Annotated in this window: 18 protein-coding genes and 1 pseudogene; 8 read left to right on the forward strand and 11 right to left on the reverse strand. The window is 51.3% G+C overall.

Features of this window, described 5'->3' with window-relative positions; genetic code table 11:
- Positions 1-22 precede the first annotated feature (22 nt).
- The 7 genes and pseudogenes from AC1DIS_RS11935 (at position 23) to tnpC (ending at position 8415) form a co-directional block, all read left to right on the forward strand.
- The gene (locus tag AC1DIS_RS11935; RefSeq protein ID WP_477748553.1) at positions 23-4708 is read left to right on the forward strand and encodes an RHS repeat-associated core domain-containing protein; all 4686 of its coding nucleotides are present in this window, start codon (positions 23-25) and stop codon (positions 4706-4708) included.
- Entirely contained in the window at positions 4698-5177 is a 480-nt protein-coding gene (locus tag AC1DIS_RS11940) for a DUF4265 domain-containing protein (protein WP_477748554.1), read from the forward strand. Before AC1DIS_RS11935 ends, AC1DIS_RS11940 begins: the two co-directional genes overlap by 11 nt.
- Before the next feature lie 10 nt (positions 5178-5187).
- Entirely contained in the window at positions 5188-5577 is a 390-nt protein-coding gene (locus AC1DIS_RS11945) for an immunity protein Imm33 domain-containing protein (protein WP_477748555.1), read from the forward strand.
- Positions 5578-5676: 99 nt separating this feature from the next.
- Positions 5677-5940, forward strand: a complete 264-nt coding sequence (locus tag AC1DIS_RS11950) for a PAAR domain-containing protein (RefSeq protein WP_477748556.1) — start codon at positions 5677-5679, stop codon at positions 5938-5940.
- A gap of 145 nt (positions 5941-6085) precedes the next feature.
- Positions 6086-6418 carry an IS66-like element accessory protein TnpA gene (gene tnpA / locus AC1DIS_RS11955; RefSeq protein WP_477748557.1) on the forward strand — a complete coding sequence of 111 codons (333 nt, stop codon included), beginning with the start codon at positions 6086-6088 and terminating at the stop codon, positions 6416-6418.
- Positions 6385-6750, forward strand: a complete 366-nt coding sequence (gene tnpB / locus AC1DIS_RS11960) for an IS66 family insertion sequence element accessory protein TnpB (RefSeq protein ID WP_477748558.1) — start codon at positions 6385-6387, stop codon at positions 6748-6750. The genes tnpA and tnpB overlap by 34 nt, the downstream gene beginning before the upstream one ends.
- A 61-nt stretch (positions 6751-6811) precedes the next feature.
- Positions 6812-8415: pseudogene (gene tnpC, locus AC1DIS_RS11965) on the forward strand (IS66 family transposase).
- Here tnpC and AC1DIS_RS11970 read toward each other — a convergent pair.
- The 10 genes from AC1DIS_RS11970 to AC1DIS_RS12015 all read right to left on the reverse strand — a co-directional run bounded on the left by AC1DIS_RS11970 (position 8412) and on the right by AC1DIS_RS12015 (position 16391).
- On the reverse strand, positions 8412-8969 hold the full coding sequence (locus AC1DIS_RS11970; protein WP_477748559.1) for an NADPH-dependent FMN reductase: 558 nt from the start codon (positions 8967-8969) through the stop codon (positions 8412-8414). The pseudogene tnpC and the gene AC1DIS_RS11970 overlap by 4 nt on opposite strands.
- A gap of 919 nt (positions 8970-9888) precedes the next feature.
- The gene (locus tag AC1DIS_RS11975) at positions 9889-10494 is read right to left on the reverse strand and encodes a hypothetical protein (RefSeq protein ID WP_477743960.1); all 606 of its coding nucleotides are present in this window, start codon (positions 10492-10494) and stop codon (positions 9889-9891) included.
- A gap of 372 nt (positions 10495-10866) precedes the next feature.
- Entirely contained in the window at positions 10867-11283 is a 417-nt protein-coding gene (locus AC1DIS_RS11980; RefSeq protein ID WP_018927722.1) for a hypothetical protein, read from the reverse strand.
- A gap of 125 nt (positions 11284-11408) precedes the next feature.
- Positions 11409-11897 (reverse strand): hypothetical protein, encoded by a 489-nt coding sequence (locus AC1DIS_RS11985; protein ID WP_477743961.1) that lies wholly within the window; start codon positions 11895-11897, stop codon positions 11409-11411.
- A gap of 316 nt (positions 11898-12213) precedes the next feature.
- Positions 12214-12696 (reverse strand): hypothetical protein, encoded by a 483-nt coding sequence (locus AC1DIS_RS11990; RefSeq protein ID WP_477743962.1) that lies wholly within the window; start codon positions 12694-12696, stop codon positions 12214-12216.
- 23 nt (positions 12697-12719) lie between these two features.
- Positions 12720-13271, reverse strand: a complete 552-nt coding sequence (locus AC1DIS_RS11995; protein WP_477743963.1) for an RHS repeat-associated core domain-containing protein — start codon at positions 13269-13271, stop codon at positions 12720-12722.
- Between the two features lie 86 nt (positions 13272-13357).
- The gene (locus AC1DIS_RS12000) at positions 13358-13873 is read right to left on the reverse strand and encodes a hypothetical protein (RefSeq protein WP_477743964.1); all 516 of its coding nucleotides are present in this window, start codon (positions 13871-13873) and stop codon (positions 13358-13360) included.
- A 694-nt stretch (positions 13874-14567) separates the two neighbouring features.
- The gene (locus AC1DIS_RS12005) at positions 14568-14789 is read right to left on the reverse strand and encodes a hypothetical protein (RefSeq protein WP_146602943.1); all 222 of its coding nucleotides are present in this window, start codon (positions 14787-14789) and stop codon (positions 14568-14570) included.
- Positions 14786-16186: an MATE family efflux transporter gene (locus tag AC1DIS_RS12010; RefSeq protein WP_477748800.1), complete on the reverse strand. Its 1401-nt coding sequence runs from the start codon at positions 16184-16186 to the stop codon at positions 14786-14788. Before AC1DIS_RS12010 ends, AC1DIS_RS12005 begins: the two co-directional genes overlap by 4 nt.
- Entirely contained in the window at positions 16170-16391 is a 222-nt protein-coding gene (locus AC1DIS_RS12015; RefSeq protein WP_018927725.1) for a hypothetical protein, read from the reverse strand. Before AC1DIS_RS12015 ends, AC1DIS_RS12010 begins: the two co-directional genes overlap by 17 nt.
- Positions 16392-16728: 337 nt before the next feature.
- Between AC1DIS_RS12015 and AC1DIS_RS12020 the strand changes: the two genes are divergently transcribed.
- Positions 16729-17361, forward strand: coding sequence for a LysE family translocator (locus AC1DIS_RS12020; protein WP_018927726.1), 633 nt, complete (start codon positions 16729-16731; stop codon positions 17359-17361).
- 84 nt (positions 17362-17445) lie between these two features.
- On the opposite strand, the gene AC1DIS_RS12025 is transcribed toward AC1DIS_RS12020, so the two are convergent.
- Positions 17446-18559 (reverse strand): aminotransferase-like domain-containing protein (locus AC1DIS_RS12025; protein ID WP_477780888.1); only part of this gene is annotated, 1114 nt, incomplete at its 5' end.

Raw genomic sequence — 18559 nt, forward strand, 5'->3', positions numbered from 1 at the left:
TGCTGGCGGGTGAGATGCTGTCATGACGACTGAAACTGCTGTTGTAAAACGTGAACCCCAAGTTGCGATCGTTCCGCTTAACGCCATTGACGCTAAGGATGTCGGACGTGGCGCAGCCAAATTCGATGCTTGGCTTCAATCCATCAGCGGTGGTGTCGTCACACTGGATCGGATCAAGAACGTTGCAGGTTCTTTGCCGGTGGTCGGCAACATCATGGCGCTTGTTGATGCTCTGGGTGACATAGTCACCTTGTCCAAGAGCAAGAAGCGTGAAGTGCTCGACTGGGTCAGTCTCGGCATCAACCTGATAGGCGTACTGCCCGCACCGCCGAGCATGGCAGCTGCACGCATGAGTCTGCGTCCGACGCTGTTTTTGGTTCGTCAGGAACTGCGCAACAGCGCCAAGATGTTACTCGGTGATTCGCTGATTGAAGTGCTAATCGGGCATTTGAATGCGACCATCGTCGGCACGATAGATGATTTCGTGAAGCAGGCTCAAGGGAAGCTAGCGGGTATTCTCGCCGACGCTGGCGAGCTTGGTGAAAGCGCGATCAACGAAATTGCCAAAGGACTTGAGACAGTCGTCAAGGGCGAGCTTGATACCAAAGGCTCGGTTCAAGATGCTAAGAAGCAAATGAGCGCGGCAGGCGACAAGTTGCTCAGTGATCCCATGGCTGCCATCGGAAACATTTTCGGTGCAGCGTTCAGTGCCTATAAGGCTGCCGGCAAGGGATTGGCCAATAGCGCGTCGCGGGCTCTGATGCCTGATGAAATCAAACACCTGGTACTCAGTCATACCGCTTCTCTGCGAGCTATGGGGCCGGAGTTGCGCGGCCAGTTGAGTAAGCTCGGTGATCCCGGCGTTCAACATTCCATCGGTTGGCTGCTGGTAGTACTGGCTGGTTCGGTCACGACCTGGCGCAAACGTAATGCGCATGGCCAGAGTACCAGTGTCAAACCCGGTGCCACCAGTAAGGCCCAACGCCAAGGTACTGATGGTCAGTTGGGAGCCAGCAGCAAAGAAGCACCGGCGGGGCAGGCGGCGAAGGGAGACAAGAACGGTTGCTGTACCGGTACTTGCAACAGCATCAATTTTGCATTGGGCTCTGAATCCCTGAGCCATACCGATTTCAGTCTTCCTGGTCCATTCCCCATTGAATGGATACGTACCTATAGTTCTCGGTTTGATGCTTTCGACAATAGTGAACTTGGTGCTCGTTGGGTAACCGAGTTCTCCACTCGTTTTGACTGTCGGGGCGATGGCTTGGTGTTTTTTGGTGCCGATGGCCGGAGCATCGATTTTCCGTTACCCAAGGTTGGCCTCTTCCATTATGACGCCATCGAAAATCTCACCTTGGTACGCTCAAGCGAAGATCAGTTGCTGGTCTGCTTCGGTTTCGAGCGCAAGGAAACCTATGTGCGTCGTGGTCAGAGTTATTTGCTGACGAATGTGATGCTGCGCAGCGGTGCTGGGATGATGCTGCACTACGAACATCGTCATGGCGACTCGTCGATTCTCTCGGACTTGATCACCTATCAAGATGACGTAACAAAAGTCCATCTGCATGTAGGCACTCTCATAGATGAACAAGGCCGGCTGACCGGTCTTTGGGAAATTCGTGATGGTGCTCCGCAGCGACAACTATGCAGTTATCAATACGGCGCTAATGGGGATCTGATCCTGGCGCAGGATGAAAACGGCGCAACCTGGAGTTACCAGTACCAGCACCACCTGCTTACGCGATATACCGACCGCACCGGACGCGGAATGAATTTGCAATGGCAGGGCCTCACCGCCGAAGCGAAAGCTGTTCGCGAATGGGCCGACGACGGCAGTTTCGACACTCGCCTGGACTGGGATGAAAACATTCGTCTTACCTACGTCACTGATGCCCATGGCAACGAGACTTGGCATTACTACGACATCCTGGGTTACACCTATCGGATTCGTTATGCCGACGAACGCTCTGAGTGGTTCTTCCGTGATGACGCCAAGAATGTGATTCGCCATGTTCACACGGACGGCAGCACTGATCGTTACAGCTACGACGAGCGAGGTAATCTGCTCGAGCACATCAGTCCTGATGGAAGCGTGGCTCACTACGCCTATGACGATCTGAATCAGTTGATCAAGGTCAGCGATGCTGAAGGTGGCCAGTGGCAGCGTGCTTACGATGAAGGCGGCAATTTGGTGGAGTCGGTCGATCCGCTGGGCAACAAAACCGAATATGCCTACGACAAGGCAGGTCGACCGATCGCTATTAAGGATGCAAACGGCAACGAGAAAGAGCTCGAATACAACGACGCTGGCCAACTCGTGAAATATACCGACTGCTCCGGAAAAACCAGTGCCTGGAAATACGACGAGCGCGGCCTGATGATCTGTTTTACCGACGCGGCGGGGCAGAGCACCGAGTATCAATACAAGGCAGGGCAACTTGTATTGATTACGCACCCGGACAAGAGCGAAGAGCGTTTCGAACGCGACGCCGAGGGGCGATTGTTGGCCCATGTCGACGGCTTGGATCGCTGTACGACCTGGAGCTACACCGCGGCCGGCCTGATCGCCGAACGGGTTGACGCTTCTGAGCAAACCCTACGCTATCGCTGGGATCGCTTGGGCCGGTTAGTGACACTTGAAAACGAAAACGACCAGCGCACCCAGTTCCATTACGATCCGGTCGGGCGACTCCTTGAAGAAACAGGCTTCGATGGCCGTGCCACGCGTTATCAGTACGATCCAGAAAGCGGTCGATTGGCCAGGGCGGTCAATGGTGAACGCATTATCTCCATGAATTTTGACCCCATGGGGCGATTGATAGAGCGTCGCGCCAATCTGGGAAACACAGCGCAAAGTGAGACCTTCGCCTATGACGGCAATGGCAATATGGTTATGGCCACAAACGATCAGAGCCGGTTGCAATGGTTCTACGATCCGGCGGGTAACCTGATAAGAGAGCACCAGCATTACCTGGGCCTGGAGAAGCCGACTGTTGCTATTTGGAGGCATGAGTACGATGTACTTAACCAGTGCGTTGCCACGACCCGTCCAGACGGCCACCGCGTCAGTTGGCTGACTTACGGTAGTGGGCACTTGCTCGGATTGCGTCTGGATGACCACGAACTGATCGGCTACGAACGTGATGATCTGCACCGCGAAGTTGCCCGTCATCAGGGTAACCAATTACTGCAGACTCAAAAATGGGATCCGGTAGGACGTCTGCAAGAACAACTCCTTGGGCGTAGTGATGACAAGCCCACTCTACTAAAACGCGAATACAAGTATGACGCTGTTGGTCAACTGACCGAACTGAACGATAGCCGTCGAGGCCCATTGGCTTATCGTTACGATCCGGTCGGGCGGCTGCTCAGCGCCGCCAGTCGTCTTGGTGTTGAGACGTTTGCCTTCGACCCGGCCGGTAACCTTCTTAACGACAAGGCCACAGATGTACGCCGACCACTGGATCTGGATCCGCCGCGCAGCAAACTTATTGATAACCTTCTGCGCGAATATGCCGGTACGCACTACGAATACGACGATCGGGGAAATCAGATCCAGCGTTGGCACAACGGAAGTCGCAGTCGAATGCAGTGGGACTTGTTCGATCGATTGGTGCATTTTGAGGATGCCCGTCTCTCTGTTGCATATGCTTACGATGCTCTGGGACGACGTTTACACAAACAGTCCACGGCACACTACAAACCTCGTCCTGAGGCTGGTTCACACTGGAACCGAAACGAGCAGGGGCGCATACAGCGCGAGCTTGGATGCGGCTTCACTCTATACGGATGGGATGGAGATAATCTGTCTTGGGAAAGCAGTCCGGCCCACATAGATGGAGGCACTGGTCGCACGGTGCACTACATTTACGAGCCTGGCACCTTCGTGCCCGTTGCACAGGCCCTTCGGCATAGTCCGATTAATCTAGTGAGTCAGCCTGAATACAGCGGCGACTATAGCCTCGATGATGACCCATTGTGGAACTATGCGCCGAAAGCACAACCTTTCGACGTGTTGGCTTGGTACCAGTGCGACCACCTTGGTACGCCGCAGGAGCTGACTGACCAACATGGTGATATTGCCTGGAGCGCTCACTATAAGGCGTGGGGGCAAATACAGGAGCAGAGATCAGCTTTTGCAGTGCAGCAAGGGCTGACCAACCCTATCCGATTCCAAGGGCAGTACCACGACCACGAAACAGGTCTGCACTACAACCGGTACAGATACTACGACCCTCAGGTCGGACGCTTTATCTCCAAGGATCCGATAGGTCTGGCAGGTGGCATCAACCTCCATCAATACGCGCCCAATCCAACCCAATGGATTGACCCGCTTGGTTTGGTGAAGAAACCACCGTCGAAGTTCGCGCTCCCGGATGGTAACGGGGCAACGCCTCAAGAAATGGCTGCGAGTAAAGTAGGTGGTGGCAGTCGAAAAGGGCAGGCCGGTTGCCGTAAGAAACTTATCGATAAGAGTAAACCGGTGGGCGTCTACAAATGCTGGCGGTGTGGGCATACCTCCACCAACCCTGATGACATGCACCTGGGGCACAAGAATGTGGCGACCTCAAATGGTGGGAACCTTGCAGATGTGAACGTGGATCTCGAAGGCGCATCGTGTAACCTGAGCGCAGGGAATAGCGGTTACGTAAAAGAAGGGATGTCGTGTGTTGAACGTGGAAGTTGTGGAGCACCGTATGGACGATAAAAATGCGCCTGTTCTGATTCAGGTGTTTGTATCAGACGATGGCCCTGTCTTTGAGGAACTTCTGGCTCGTCAAATTGATGAGGATACCTTTGAGTTGCTTTCCTCGCCTGGTCTCGCGCTCAATCTGGCACGAGGGGATATCGTTTCGATCAAAAATAAAAACACACATGCGGAGGTTCTAAAGCGAGGCGGGAACTTCTGTATTCATATCTATGCCGACTATATTCCTCCTGAGGATATAGCTGGACTCGAAAGCGACGTCGTTCGTGAGTTGGGCGGAACGCTGGATGGTGTGTTTGAGGGCAATCTCTCGTTGGCCGTCCCTGCGAGTAACGGGATGGATAAGATCAATGAGTTTTTCGACCGGTTTAGCGAAAAAACCGGGATTCAATGGTATTACGCGAACATCTATAAAAACCTCGATGACGATGATGACGAAACGCTTTTGAATTGGTGGCTCCAAAGCTGACGGATCCAACGTGCAAATCGAACTGTTAGTGGACGTATTGGCCAACCAAGGGGCTGCTGTAGGCGAGATAGCACCGGTTTATCCCGACCCGTCACAGAAAAGGATCTGTGAAAAGCATGGGTTGTCAGTGCTTCCTCCAGAAGACATGGTGGCCGTAGCCATCGAGTCGCTTGGCAAGTCACCCATTTACGGCAGCAGGGTTCAATTGCCGGAAGGTGGGAGCGTGAGTTGGTTTATTCATTGCGGTGAGTATTCGGCGAGGGATGACTTTTACAAAGCAGTTCACGTTCACCATTTGAGAGAAATGCTGCCGCAGGCCGTGAATTATCTCTGTCTGCCTACAGGTTCGAAATTCATCATCGATACCGAAGGGTATGAAGACGTTTGGATGGTTGAATAACGAAAAAAGAGGGAGCCGGAAAGCAATCGGTTTTTTAAGCCGCTCGCCAGTTCATTAATCGATGCCCGCAGCCAATCCCCTCGTCAAAGGAGTGACTCAATGAAAGACATCATCCGCCTCGGCGACTCCACCAGTCATGGTGGTGTGGTGCTTGAAGCGTTCTCTCAAACCGACCTCAATGGTAAACCCATTGCCGGTGTCGGCCATAAGGTCAGCTGCCCCCTGTGCAAGGGCGTTTTTCCCATCGCCGAGGGCAGTAGCACTTACTCGGTCGATGGGACTCCAATAGCACTGGACGGTATGAAAACCGCCTGCGGTGCCAGTCTAATTGCCAGTGGCCCTAAAGGGGCCGTCATTAGCTGATGTCCACTCATTTTACCTTGTCGGCACTTGCCTGAGAGGAGTGTATCCGTCCGGCCAAATCACCTACCAAGCCCCGCAAAGCCAAGACATGGTGTGCACTTAAATTTAAGTGGGCACCAGTTCTAGCCTTTTAAGCGGGTATTTCATGCAGCCAACACGCCGTTCCTATTCCAAGTCCTTCAAGGCTCAGGTCATTCAAGAGTGTGCCCAGCCCGGCGCTTCGATTGCCAGCATTGCCCTCAGCCATAGCCTCAACGCAAACCTCGTCCACAAATGGATTCGGGTACAAACGCAGAAAAACACGGCGCTGCAACCTGCATTTATTCCGTTACCCATGCAACTGGCCGGCGCAAATTTGCAACCTGCATCGTCGAATATCTGCGTTGAAATCCAGCATCCGCGCGGCACCGTCAAAGTGAACTGGCCAACTGAAAGTGCCGCTGCTTGCACAACCTTTCTTCGAGATCTGCTGCGATGATTCGCGTCGATTCCATCTGGCTCGCCACCGAGCCAATGGATATGCGCGCCGGTACCGAGACAGCGTTGGCCAGAGTGATCGCAGTGTTCGGTGCGGCGAAGCCGCACTGTGCTTATCTGTTCGCCAACCGCCGCGCCACTCGGATGAAAGTTTTGGTGCATGACGGGTTTGGCGTCTGGCTGGCTGCTCGCCGGTTGAATCAAGGCAAGTTCCACTGGCCAGGCATTCGTCATGGTTCTGAAATGGAGCTGGATACCGAGCAACTCCAGGCTTTGGTGTTGGGCTTGCCTTGGCAACGCGTGGGCTCTGGTGCTGCGATCACACTGCTGTAACGGTTGCCATTAGCCCATCGGTCTATCGCCGCGAACTGCCTGCTCCGGCAAAATCGGCACCATGACTCTCCCCAATCTCGACCACCTGAATCCTGAACAACTGCGCGCCTTGGCGGCGCAGTTGATACAGCGTGTCGAGACACTCGACCAGCAAGTCGAGACGATGGGCAAGACGGTCGAGACCATGGGCAAGAAGATCAACCGCGATCAAACGGTTATCGAGAAGCTGACTCAGGAGATCGCACAACTCAAGCGTTTGAAGTTTGCCAAGCGCAGCGAGCAGTTGAATCCGCAGCAGGCGAGCTTGCTCGATGATCTGATCGATACCGATATCGCGGCGATTGAAGCGGAGCTTCTGGCCTTGCAAACAGTGCCAGCGGCGACCGAGAAAAAGCAAAAGCCCAAACGCAATGCGTTGCCAGCCGAATTTCCACGCACGTTGATCTATCACGAGCCTGACAACACTCACTGCCAATGCGGCTGCGCACTCAAGCGCATCGGTGAAGATGTCAGCGAGAAGCTGGATTACACGCCAGGCGTGTTTACCGTTGAACGCCATGTCCGTGGCAAGTGGGTATGCGATGACTGCGAAACACTGATCCAGGCACCCGTTCCGGCGCAGGTCATCGACAAGGGCATCCCGACCGCAGGGTTGCTTGCCCACGTCATGATCGCCAAGTTTTCCGATCATCTTCCGCTTTACCGCCAGGAGTCGATTTTCGGTCGAGCTGGCTTGGCGATTCCACGTTCAACGTTGGCTCAATGGGTTGGCATGACGGGCGTGCAGTTGCAACCTCTGGTCGATGCGCTACGCGACGTAGTGCTCGGGCAGCAGGTCATCCACGCCGATGAAACACCCGTGCAGATGCTCGCTCCGGGCTCGAAGAAAACCCACCGTTCTTATGTTTGGGCCTACGCCACCAGCCAGTTCTCGGACTTGGCAGCGGTGGTTTACGACTTCAGCCCCAGCCGCGCGGGAGAGCATGCTCGCAACTTCCTGCAAGGTTGGAAGGGCAAGTTGGTCTGTGATGATTTTGGCGGCTACAAGGCCAGTTTCGAACTCGGCATAACCGAGATCGGCTGCATGGCCCATGCGCGGCGCAAGTTCTTCGAACTACATGCCACCAACAAGAGCACGCTCGCCGAGCAAGCCCTGAGCTATATCCAGTTGCTTTACGAAATCGAGAGCGAAGTCCGCGACCTAGAGCCGGATTTACGGCGCCGAATACGGCAAGAAAAGGCCGCACCGGTTATGGATATGCTGCATGCCTGGATGATCGCCCTGCGTGATCTCGTGCCCGAAGGTTCGGCTATCAGCAGAGCGCTGGATTACAGCCTGAAACGCTGGGCAGCGCTGTCGCGCTACCTCGATGACGGGGTCGTACCCATTGACAACAATTGGGCCGAGAACCAGATCCGACCATGGGCTCTTGGACGCAAGAACTGGCTCTTCGCAGGGTCGCTACGCAGCGGCAAACGGGCAGCGGCGATCATGAGTTTGTCCAGTCGGCACGGCTCAATGGACATGATCCGTATGCCTATTTGAAGGACGTGCTGACGCGATTGCCTACGCAGCGGGCTAGTGAAATCGCTGAATTGTTGCCACATAACTGGGCACCGTCACCCACCCACCGACGCCCAAACGCTTGCCATCGACTTAACTAGCGGAATCTCTGTGGAGATAGCCCGCTTTTTTTGCCATCGATTTGCTGCTTGAATACTTCAAGTGCGGAAACTATCAGTGGGCGGATCGTTGGATCATTTGCGATGGTCTCTGCACTCAATTCCGTGGAAAGCAAATTTACGGATATTGATGCTTCCTCCACGATACAAGCCGACATTGTTTCCAGAACCAGCCGCAGTGCCGCCTGCGCGTGCGAAGCCCGAGGTGAAGCGTTGAAAAGAGCAACGGGTTTGCCTGGGAACTCCTCAGAGCTAACGAGCCAGTCCAGCATATTCTTGAATGAGCCGGGAATTCCGCGAGCGTACTCAGGGCAAGAGATCAGAACGCCGTCCGCGTGGGCGATACTGAAGCGTAAGCCCATGATGGATTCAGGAGGAGTTTCCGTGAAATCCGGGTTGAAATGAGGTAACTGGCCAACCTCGTGATAATGCGCTATCGACAGCCCTTTGGGACAGAGAACCTCAGCTGCACGCAATAGCACTGAGTTGGAGGAGGCCTCGCGAAGACTCCCTGAAACTGCAAGCAAACGCACCATGTCAACACGCTCCCTGATTTGTAGGGCGGGGAGTGTCGCATGAGGGCCACTTACTGCACCATCATTGGCCCTACCATCGGAGTCAAACCCATGCCCCTGGTTCCGCAGGGATGACCAGATGGCTTTGCCAGACGCTTACAGAGGAGTGGGCCTTTCTTCGCGTGATGAGCTTGATAACGATCCCGATCTGACAGAGTCAGAGTTGCCTGCGGTGGCCGATACTCGTCGGTTGTGAGTTGACTTGTGAACGGGGGAGGTTGGGACGTCTTTTCGGAGGGGACTTATACCCTGTTGATCCTGTGAAAATGACATTGGCTATAGGTAGAATCCAATAGCCTTTCTTAGAATTACCCTTTTTTCGCTCTTGAAACACCCCAAAAACAAGTCCAGAATTGAGTCTTTTCCTGCTTTGGCTAGAAAATAAACCCCTTAGATTTCAATGGGTCGGACGCCAGATGCGAGTCTCGTTTCCCGCTCCAAATACAGAAAAACGCCACTCATTGAGTGGCGTTTTTTTTGCGCGTTATTTTGTTGTCAGCATTGAAAAAAGAGGCTTTTGCCTCTTTTTTCGTTCCAGTGATTTCTACTGAGAACCAACCCCAGCCACGCTTTTTTGTACATTAAAACGTACGTCGAAATCCGATCCCAGGGCATGCCGGTTTTCAGATAGATGACGCATTGCTGGAACCCGTACATCTTTCCTCAATCGATCGAGACGAGGAGATGTACATATGCCTTTGACTGAAAATGCGAAAGGGGATTGATCCTCGATCCACTCGAAGAGAGGATCGTCTCACTGCCTTGGCTGCTGACGAGAATTCTTTTACAGTAGTCTTTCTGGCTTGGCGAACCTTCAAGGCGGTTACATTGAGGCTCGGCCCAGTTTGATGTAGAGCTTGGGGGTGATGAAAGCACTAATCTAATGCTGAGGATTTTCAATGAGTTGCGGGTTTTTTGACCTGATCTCGGACTCAAAATTATCGATAGTGCTAAGTGCTAGAGCCTTCTGCTCAGATAGATTTTTTATCGTTACACGCATCACTCGATTTCTTCTTGCTTTTAGATAATCCAATTGGCCCGCTGGATTATCACTCAATGAAAGTGGAAGCATGGTTAAGGTGTCACTGAGTTCCTGCTTTGAGAGCTGTCCTTTCTTCGCGAAAATCAATAAGCGTTCCATATGGTGGTCAGAAAATAACCCCAGCGCTAAAAGTGAATCTTCTAAATTTCCGCCATCTAGCACTCTTAAGTGCTCAACTAAATACTGAGCGCTCCAATCATTTCCTTGTTCAACCAAATGCATCAATTGGTTGAGGTTGCTGTTCGACTGCTCGATAACCGACCAGCATTCAGTTTCGCTAGCTTCTGATAATGCAATAAGAGTACGCTTTTCTGGAGTGGTTAAAAACATCATAACTGCCTCTCGGCAATGGGGTGAACTATCACTCCCCGAAGCTGGCATGCCTAAGCTTGTAAGTATGAGTAGCGTAAACAAAAATTCAAGTGTCGACTTTTTTATGATCATGGCGCACCACCTTTCAAGAGAATTATCCCCGTACGCAGGGTGTTCTCATTCGTCGTCAAACAAGTCATTCGATTGGACTAGCAGATGCTGTAATTCTTCCAGTTCCATCAGGGCTGATAATGTTGTTGGTTCTATTCATGGTGTTTATTGTGTCACCAAGGCGATCGGTGGAATGCGGAGTTCCGGGGCTAATCGGGTGCATTAGCTGCCAGTGCAACTGATTGTCGCTTGGGGGCGTATATTTGACAACTGCCGCCCTCACCGTAAAGCAATGTGGGGACTCGGGCTTGACCTTGTTTGATGTGGCCTAAATTATCGATCTTCCCCCCCAGCATGGGGAAAGATGTTTTAGCTTTTCGAGCGGAGATTTGTTTACATGTCTCGATCTTTCGTCACGTGCCATACAAAACATTGCGCTAGATTGGTAGGAATGCCTTTGGCGTTTTTCTGAAGCCATGAACTAATAGCTTGCTCCTCATCAGGCTTCGCTCCGCCACTCCATAGAGTTATAAAGTGATGGTTGATTGGGTTGTCTGAATAAAATAGAAATGCAGGGTCAGTCTCATCTGAGGCTGCATACAAAATCGTCCAGCTAAGGCTTTTAAAAGATTGTAAAATCTCTACGTTGTCGACATTTAATTGATGTCCCACCTCTATGCGTAGCTTCGGTATTTCAGATAAGTTTAAACGTCGGTCAATACCATCACAGGGTGATTTGGCCCATGCAGTCAATGGCGGCAATAAGCACGAAATTGCAATCATGAAGATCTTAATGTTTGGAATGCTCATCGGTTAATTTCCTTTGTAACGATACAAAGTCGGCGCGCCGTACCAGGAGCGTCACTGGTCATATTGCCGTTGGCGTCATACAGCAAGGATGCCGCTGACATAGGCGTAGAACCTATCCCCAAATTTTATCGTCGCATCCGTGCAGATTCCATCAGGGCATTTTCAGCACTCTGTCGAATAACCCTGCAAAGTTTTTCCACCGGTGCATTATTAATGCATGTATTGGAATTTAATATGATTCTATTTAGGTCGTCATCTGAGACAGTCGCATCGATATGTCGTATCGCCCAATTTTGAAAGTCAGGGTGTGTTTCTGCAAGTGCAACAAATGTATCGAACTGATCCCATCCTTGGGCGAAGAGGTTCGCCACTGCTTCAGAATAGCCCTCGCCAAGCTCACCATCATCACAAGAAGCGAAGACTCTCTGATGCTTGAAAAGGGAGGGCCAATCTCCACGTGCATCAACTAAAAAAGACCCTGCTTGGCTATTCATTTCGGGAGGGCAGTTTCCGTATGCCGAAGCCTGAGAGAGTGACACACATCCCAATCCAAGTCCGAACAACAAGACTAAGAAGATCAGGGAGCGAGTGCATAAAAATCTGATGAGCATCATGATTATCACCCTGTCGACCACACTACTGTTGCGTACCAAACTGAGGAGTATTGACGTTGTTGATGATAGCAGTCATGGATGTTGCTGGGGCAGGTGTTATGAGATTATGTACGAATTCCATATGTAGTAATACTTCCAATTATAATATTAGCAGACTTTCCAAGTCCTGCACCTAATACACTCTCGTACCAGCTCCCATGTCGATCTAAGCTAGCAGTTCCCGACCAGCCAAAAACTGTACCCGTTATTGGATTTGGAGTTGCGACATTTATGAACGACACCATATGAGTGGTGCTGAGGAGAAATCACAGTTATTTTATAGGCTGCAAAAAATTTGGTCGGATGCTTTAGCAAACGCCTTTAATGTTTCTACCAAACTGGCGAACCCTTCGGTTTTTGCATTTATTCGCAGTATTCTGCCATTGTGAAGCTCAATATTGATGCCGGGCTTATTTCGGTCAAATAGGTTGACTTGTCGGATTTTCCACGTCATCGGATAATAAGATATTGACTTAATGTCAGGCGCCTTGATCTCTATGTGTCTACCGAAATACAACCTCCCTAAAATACGATCATCATCCAGCGAAATTTCTTGCAGTACTGTTCGGACCTGGGAAATGTAGAATATACCCCAAGCAGCAGGCAGGCCTAATAATATCCCACCTCCTATAAAGTCCTGTAGGTAATAGTATGGAGAAGCAAGAAAAATAAAAACTCCCAAAAGAACAATAGGGCTTATTCCAGGAAGCCAAATCCATATGCCGGTCCTGCCAAACGTCTTATCGTGCCAAGTATTCATGGTGGAATTATTTTCCAAGCTGATTACAGATGCCGGCTCCTGCAGCGCCGCCCATAAAGCCTAGTTCTCCACTGAGGATGGCAGCGGCGATTCCTTTGCCCTGCGCCAAGCCGGCAATCGCGCTGCCGATACCCGCGCCTACTACCTCTCCCCCAATTTACCTTACCTTGAGGGATACAAGCATTCTCTTTGCTTTTAGCGTGATTCGATAACTTTTGACCAGCCCAATCACCTACAGCTCCGCCTGCAGCACTGGTTGCAGCAGGAGCCCATGGGCTTTCAGGCGCAATCGCGCCGACTGCAGCGCCAGCTAGCGCCCCCGATAAAGCAGCCCAAGTAGCATCAGTCTCATCGCCACCGATTTCAAACGCGCTAGCATAGCCACTGATCCCGCCAATAACTGCACCGGTTACTGCACCGACTAGCCATTTACCTTGCGGATCTTTGTAACGTAACGGATTGCCGCTGACATAGACGTACGTATTAATCCCACCCGCAAGGCCAATCGAATCTCCCGAGATAAATCGCCCAAATCCCGGAGAGTGCCCGATAATAATAGACACCCGTGCCATCATTTTTCCGCCCAGTGTACTGCTGGCTGTTGGGCGATTTGCACTCCAGCAGAAGCCTCAGGAGTGTCGGCTTGTTATATTGAAATTATTCATAATTTGTCTGAGGGTTTTAGCTCGTCGAACAATGTTTTTCTGATTTTAATTGGTATTTTTTTCTGGCTGGCGTAGTCGTTTATAAGAGCGATGAGCTCTGAAATGTTTTCAAGCTGGTCGGTGAATGTGATCTTCCCTGATGGAGTAATCCGGAATGTTGGTTTTGTTGTAGGATATATATTAAATCCTCTGGCATTAAGTCCGCGCATGCTAGATACAGGGAAGGCAGTAATTAAGCTGACATTTTCCCATTTTATTTTTTGCCAGGTTTTACCAAAAATTTGTCTGGATAAGCACTGATCATCAATGGATAGAACTGAGCGTCCAGCTAAGATCAATCCTCCAACTAATATGGTTAAAGATAAGGATATTAATAAAAATATCCCGCCTCCTAATGCACCGTCACTCTTAATCCATATCCCTCCTAAAAAAATGCATAAACCGCTGGTGACGCACATCCATAGAGCAATTAAATACTGTCCCCGAAACTTGAATACAGTTATGTTACTCACTATGCGATCACTCCTAATGTATATAATGACCACTGCTTGTTTGCCTTGGCAGTGCATTGATCTCGCAGAGCGAAATCCATTCATAGCCACTGGATCCATTGCACTACCAATCATTCCTATAAACCAGGCACATGCTCAGGTAGTGCACGCTGCGCATGCTCAGTTACTGGTACTTAGCGGGCTGAAATCTGGAGCGGGGATGCCAGGGGAGGTAGGGGAGAAAAGCAGAGTGCTTTGTATCAATGCATTGGCGAATACTCAGCATTTGCTGCCGAGGCTTTAGACCTGAAGCCACCATAAGCACCTCCCTGTGAACCGGAGCCACATTGGGCTCGTCGTACACGTCGTATGCACAGCGGTTGGAACACGTGCGTGTTCACGATGGGGTCTTCATTCCATGACCTTGGGGGAGATCGAACGTCCACGATCCCGAGCATCCAGCACGAGATGACAGTAGTACAGGGTTTGAGAACTTGCCAACGGGAGCCCGGAAATCGACCAGCAGGAATGGTTCTTCTGCAATTGGGTCGATGGTGCGAGGGTTGTTGAAGGAAGCCTGATTCCTTGCTGGGTATGCAAGCAGTTCCTCTATTTAGCTACTTGCGCGATTGGCGATCGGTACAGATTGGGTCACGCAACTCAAGACGCTACTGATCGAGCACGCCGGCGTAGTCGTGTGGGTCAACTCTGCCGCCTAATGCCTTGCAAGCACGAAGCCCGACGTTTTCAATCGCGAAGGTGTATTCGGGCATGCCCCATTCATCGAGGCCTGCGCGGTACAGAGGTAGCCGTCGCTGGCCTCAAGCAGTTGTGCTTCATTGATGAGGACACCGCCTCGTCTGGATAGTTGTGCCAGACTTCCTGTAAAGCAGTTGATCGCTAAAGGTGCGAAACGAATGACTTCATTCAGGTTCATAGGGCGCTCTCGCTCGCCGGATGAGGATCGGCGTGAAGACGGTTTTCGGCCCCTCGAATGGCTTTGGCGATTCGCCAGAAATAAATTGCGCCAATCGAAAATTCGAACACCGAACCGATGACCCAGCATGTCATCAGCGACGACGGCACATCGCGATTGCTCATTGCGACGTAATAGATCAACGGAATGCTTATAAACCACATCAGAACCAGGCGCACGACCAGCGAAAATCTGGCCATGCCAATACTCTCCAAGACGGCTGCACCCGTCATAGAGAAGACAAAGGCGGCGGAGAATGTCCACAGTACGCGTTGTGTATCGATGGCCAGGGCGACGATCTCCGGGTTGTGCCCCAAGTCGCCGAAAGCCTTGAGCAAGACCTGTGGCAAAGTGATTTGAACGGTGGAAACCAGCAGAACGTAGAACAGCTCGATGGTCACGGTCACCCGTAGGATCGTTGCCAACTCAGTGTATTGCTCCTTGCCCACTGCAGTGGCGCACAGAATGCTGCAACCAATACCCAAACCGATGATCGGGATGATGCCCAGGTAATTGATCGTCAGATTGACGTTGTTTGCCGCTAGCGCGCTAGAGCCCAGTACCGCGACTATCCAGATGAATGCAGTGTTGCCGAGCTGATCCACTCCGGCGGATAAGCCACTGGGAACACCTCTACGCAGCCGGAAAAACAGCCGAGGCAGTAGGCGCTCGCTACGGGCAATGAAGATGTTCATCAACTCAAGCCAGATTTCTCGAGGCAGCATTACTGCGTAGCACGTCAGCATGGACAGAGTGCCGATCAATGTACCGATAGCGGCTCCGGCCATTCCCATTTCGGGCAGCCCGAACTTTCCGAAGACCAGGCCGACGGTGAAGATTGAGTCGACTACTTGACCAACGATGCCGACCATGAGCGTTTCGCGGGTTCGACCCACACCGTTGAAGTATGAGGACAGCGCTGTGTCGATCGTCATTACGCCGCCGAAGATCGCCGCCCAGAGCATGTACTGCGATTCGAGGCTGACAATCTGCGGTGGGCGGGAGCTGAGCTGTGGGATCATCGCGATCAACGGGGCGGCGACAAACAGCAGGGCACCGCAGGCAATACCAAGGAGCAGCCCCAGTGCGGCTTCATTCCAAGCCTCGCTGAGCCCCGATCGACCATTCGCCTGTGCAATAAAGGAACGTGACACGCCTCCGGTGCTACAGAAGAAAGCGATGATCGCCATGCTCGTGAATACTGCTGGACCGGAGGCGGCCAGCGTATCTTGTGAGTAGTGTGCCAGGCATAGCCTGTCGACAAGCATCATCAATAAATTGCCGACCATCGTCCCCATCAACGGAAACGAGACGATGGCGATTCTTTTCGCCACCCCTGCGTCAAACCAGTGCCGCATATTCACATTCCTTTGTCTCGCGGCTGCCGCAATGGTCGCCCAACACATCGCGTAAAAGAGCCAGCAGTGTGTCGGGATTTCCAATCTGCGCCAGCAGCGACAACAGCAGACGCTCCATGCCGAAGGCGACGCAGGCTGAATGCATGAGCGGTTCTGGGGCTTGCGGGCCGATCTTGAATGCGTTGGTAAACAGATCCCGGTGCAAGTTGCGCGAACTATCCTGTCATATGGATGGACCCAGTGGACACCATTTTTAGCCTCACAAGCGGATCGCCATGCGCTAACGAACCTCTTATCCAAAGCCCTTCAAAACCCGAGTCGTCCAGGAATGCCTGCAACGTCCTGGCCGGTGTCATCGTCGAAGGCGAATGGCATCCCGATCGTGTTTAGTAAGGCTCATCACAGAGTGCACCTTAATAATGAAGGAAAGATAAGAATACTTCTTACAAAATTATCAAAAAAACCTCTATGGGAATTAATAATTAATTCATAAAAAAATGTACTTCTCCTAACCTTTAAGCATCAATTGCGGAGGTGCATTTATGTTGATTTTCATTAAGTCGATGATCATTGGGCTTTGTATCGCAGCCCCTGTGGGACCCATTGGGCTGTTGTGCATACAGAGGAGCCTTGCGCTTGGATGGAGAGCAGGTTTCGCGACAGGGTTAGGGGCGGCCACAGCCGATTCGATCTATGGATTTGTCGGTGCGCTGGGAATCACGGTCATCATAGCGACACTCATTAGCTTTAAGCCATGGTTGTGTATTTTGGGGGGGATGTTCCTCGCGTACATTGGTTATCAAACAATAAAATCGAAAGCGAGCTCAACAGCCCTGGCAGGTGAACGAGCCAACCTGTTAAAAGCCTACTTGAGTACACTGTTTTTGACACTGTCGAACCCAATGACCATCCTGTCGTTTATTGCGATATTTGCTGCCATGAGCGACGGCATGGCTAATGATCAAAGCGGTCAGCACTCAGTACTGCCTATGGTGACAGGTATATTTCTAGGCTCGGCTGTCTGGTGGCTGGGGTTGAGCGGATTCTCCTCCATATTCAAGACCAGAATCTCCCAATCAAAGCTCAGGTTGATCAACTATTTTTCCGGGTCAACCATAACCATTCTGGGTGCCTACCAAGTAGCCACTGGCGTTATGCTCGCCACAGCAGCTTAATAGGGAAATGAGGCAAGGCTTATTTCTTATTGGCTGATGAGTAAGCCTTGGCATCAATCCCCTACGGTTTGACGGGAGGATGCTTTACTGAATTCTGGATTCAATGTACGCCCTGAGGCTGCCTATCGCTTGTTTGATTTCTGATTCTGTCGCATTGCTAAACGACAATCTGACCTGAGTGACAGCCTGATTCGTCAGCGAAAACAAGGAAGTGGGAAATACAATAACCTTGAAGTTCCTGGCGCACTCGCACATTTCAAAATATTCAAAGGTGAAGGGCAACTGTACATTGATGAAAAAACCTCCCTCTGGATGGTTCCAGGTGACACTTCTTTCAGAACCAGCCTTGACCGGGAATTCACGTTCAAGGCATTCAATCATATGGTTTCTTTTTTGCCTGTAAGACAACACTCTTGGTTGATTAAGCTGTTTTAAAGAGTAATTGTTCTCTATCAGCAAACCTCCGACAATTGCCTGGCACAGGGCAGGTGTATTGACGGTGATCAAGCTTTTGGCTTTACATAATCTGGCGCTAAAGGAAATCACCCCAGCGTTCTCCGGGGCGACTACATAGCCCATACGCAATCCCGGAAAAATTGACTTCGCAAAAGAGCCAAGAAGGAATACTCGACTACTGTCGATTGACTTCATCAAGGGGATTTTATCTCCCTCGTACCTGAAGTAGCTGTAGGCATTATCCTCCAGGATAAAAAAATTCATTTCATTGGCCAAGGAGAGCATGGCCTTTCTGTCTTCATAGGACAAGCTGTTAGCAGTAGGGTTACTAAAATCTGAAATCGCGTACAGCGCTTTTACCTTTTCCCCCCTGGACTCAAGATCTTCAGCTACCTTGCGCAGGGCAGATGGATCGAGGAAGGTGTCCTCGGGAACGGGTACAATTTTTATTCTTAATAATTTCGCAATCCCCGTTATTCCGGAAAACACAGGGTCAGGCACTAATAAAACACCACCTCCTTCAAAAATTGATAGCAGTGTCAAGGTCGCAGCTTCCTGAAACCCCATACACACGACAATACTTTCAGGGTTGAAAATTTTTATGCCTTCATCCACCTGCAAGTGTTCGGCTATTATGCCGTTGATAATTCCGGTGGTTTTTCCATATTGGCAAAGTAGTGTCGCAAGCGAGTGTTCCGGATTGACGGCGTATCGTGCATAGCTGGCCAGCCCTTTATCGATG

This window comes from Pseudomonas sp. 05N433 (assembly GCF_056396925.1).

Excerpts from the sequence above, each read along its gene's own strand:
- AC1DIS_RS12010 (WP_477748800.1), bottom strand. The coding sequence starts at position 16,186 with ATGCGGCACTGGTTTGACGCAGGGGTGGCGAAAAGAATCGCCATCGTC.
- AC1DIS_RS11995 (WP_477743963.1), bottom strand. The coding sequence starts at position 13,271 with ATGATGGCACGGGTGTCTATTATTATCGGGCACTCTCCGGGATTTGGG.
- tnpA (WP_477748557.1), top strand. The coding sequence starts at position 6,086 with ATGCAGCCAACACGCCGTTCCTATTCCAAGTCCTTCAAGGCTCAGGTC.
- AC1DIS_RS12005 (WP_146602943.1), bottom strand. The coding sequence starts at position 14,789 with ATGAACCTGAATGAAGTCATTCGTTTCGCACCTTTAGCGATCAACTGC.
- AC1DIS_RS11970 (WP_477748559.1), bottom strand. The coding sequence starts at position 8,969 with ATGGTGCGTTTGCTTGCAGTTTCAGGGAGTCTTCGCGAGGCCTCCTCC.
- AC1DIS_RS11985 (WP_477743961.1), bottom strand. The coding sequence starts at position 11,897 with ATGATGCTCATCAGATTTTTATGCACTCGCTCCCTGATCTTCTTAGTC.
- AC1DIS_RS11980 (WP_018927722.1), bottom strand. The coding sequence starts at position 11,283 with ATGAGCATTCCAAACATTAAGATCTTCATGATTGCAATTTCGTGCTTA.
- AC1DIS_RS11975 (WP_477743960.1), bottom strand. The coding sequence starts at position 10,494 with ATGATCATAAAAAAGTCGACACTTGAATTTTTGTTTACGCTACTCATA.
- AC1DIS_RS12020 (WP_018927726.1), top strand. The coding sequence starts at position 16,729 with ATGTTGATTTTCATTAAGTCGATGATCATTGGGCTTTGTATCGCAGCC.
- AC1DIS_RS11950 (WP_477748556.1), top strand. The coding sequence starts at position 5,677 with ATGAAAGACATCATCCGCCTCGGCGACTCCACCAGTCATGGTGGTGTG.
- AC1DIS_RS11990 (WP_477743962.1), bottom strand. The coding sequence starts at position 12,696 with ATGAATACTTGGCACGATAAGACGTTTGGCAGGACCGGCATATGGATT.
- AC1DIS_RS11935 (WP_477748553.1), top strand. The coding sequence starts at position 23 with ATGACGACTGAAACTGCTGTTGTAAAACGTGAACCCCAAGTTGCGATC.
- AC1DIS_RS11940 (WP_477748554.1), top strand. The coding sequence starts at position 4,698 with ATGGACGATAAAAATGCGCCTGTTCTGATTCAGGTGTTTGTATCAGAC.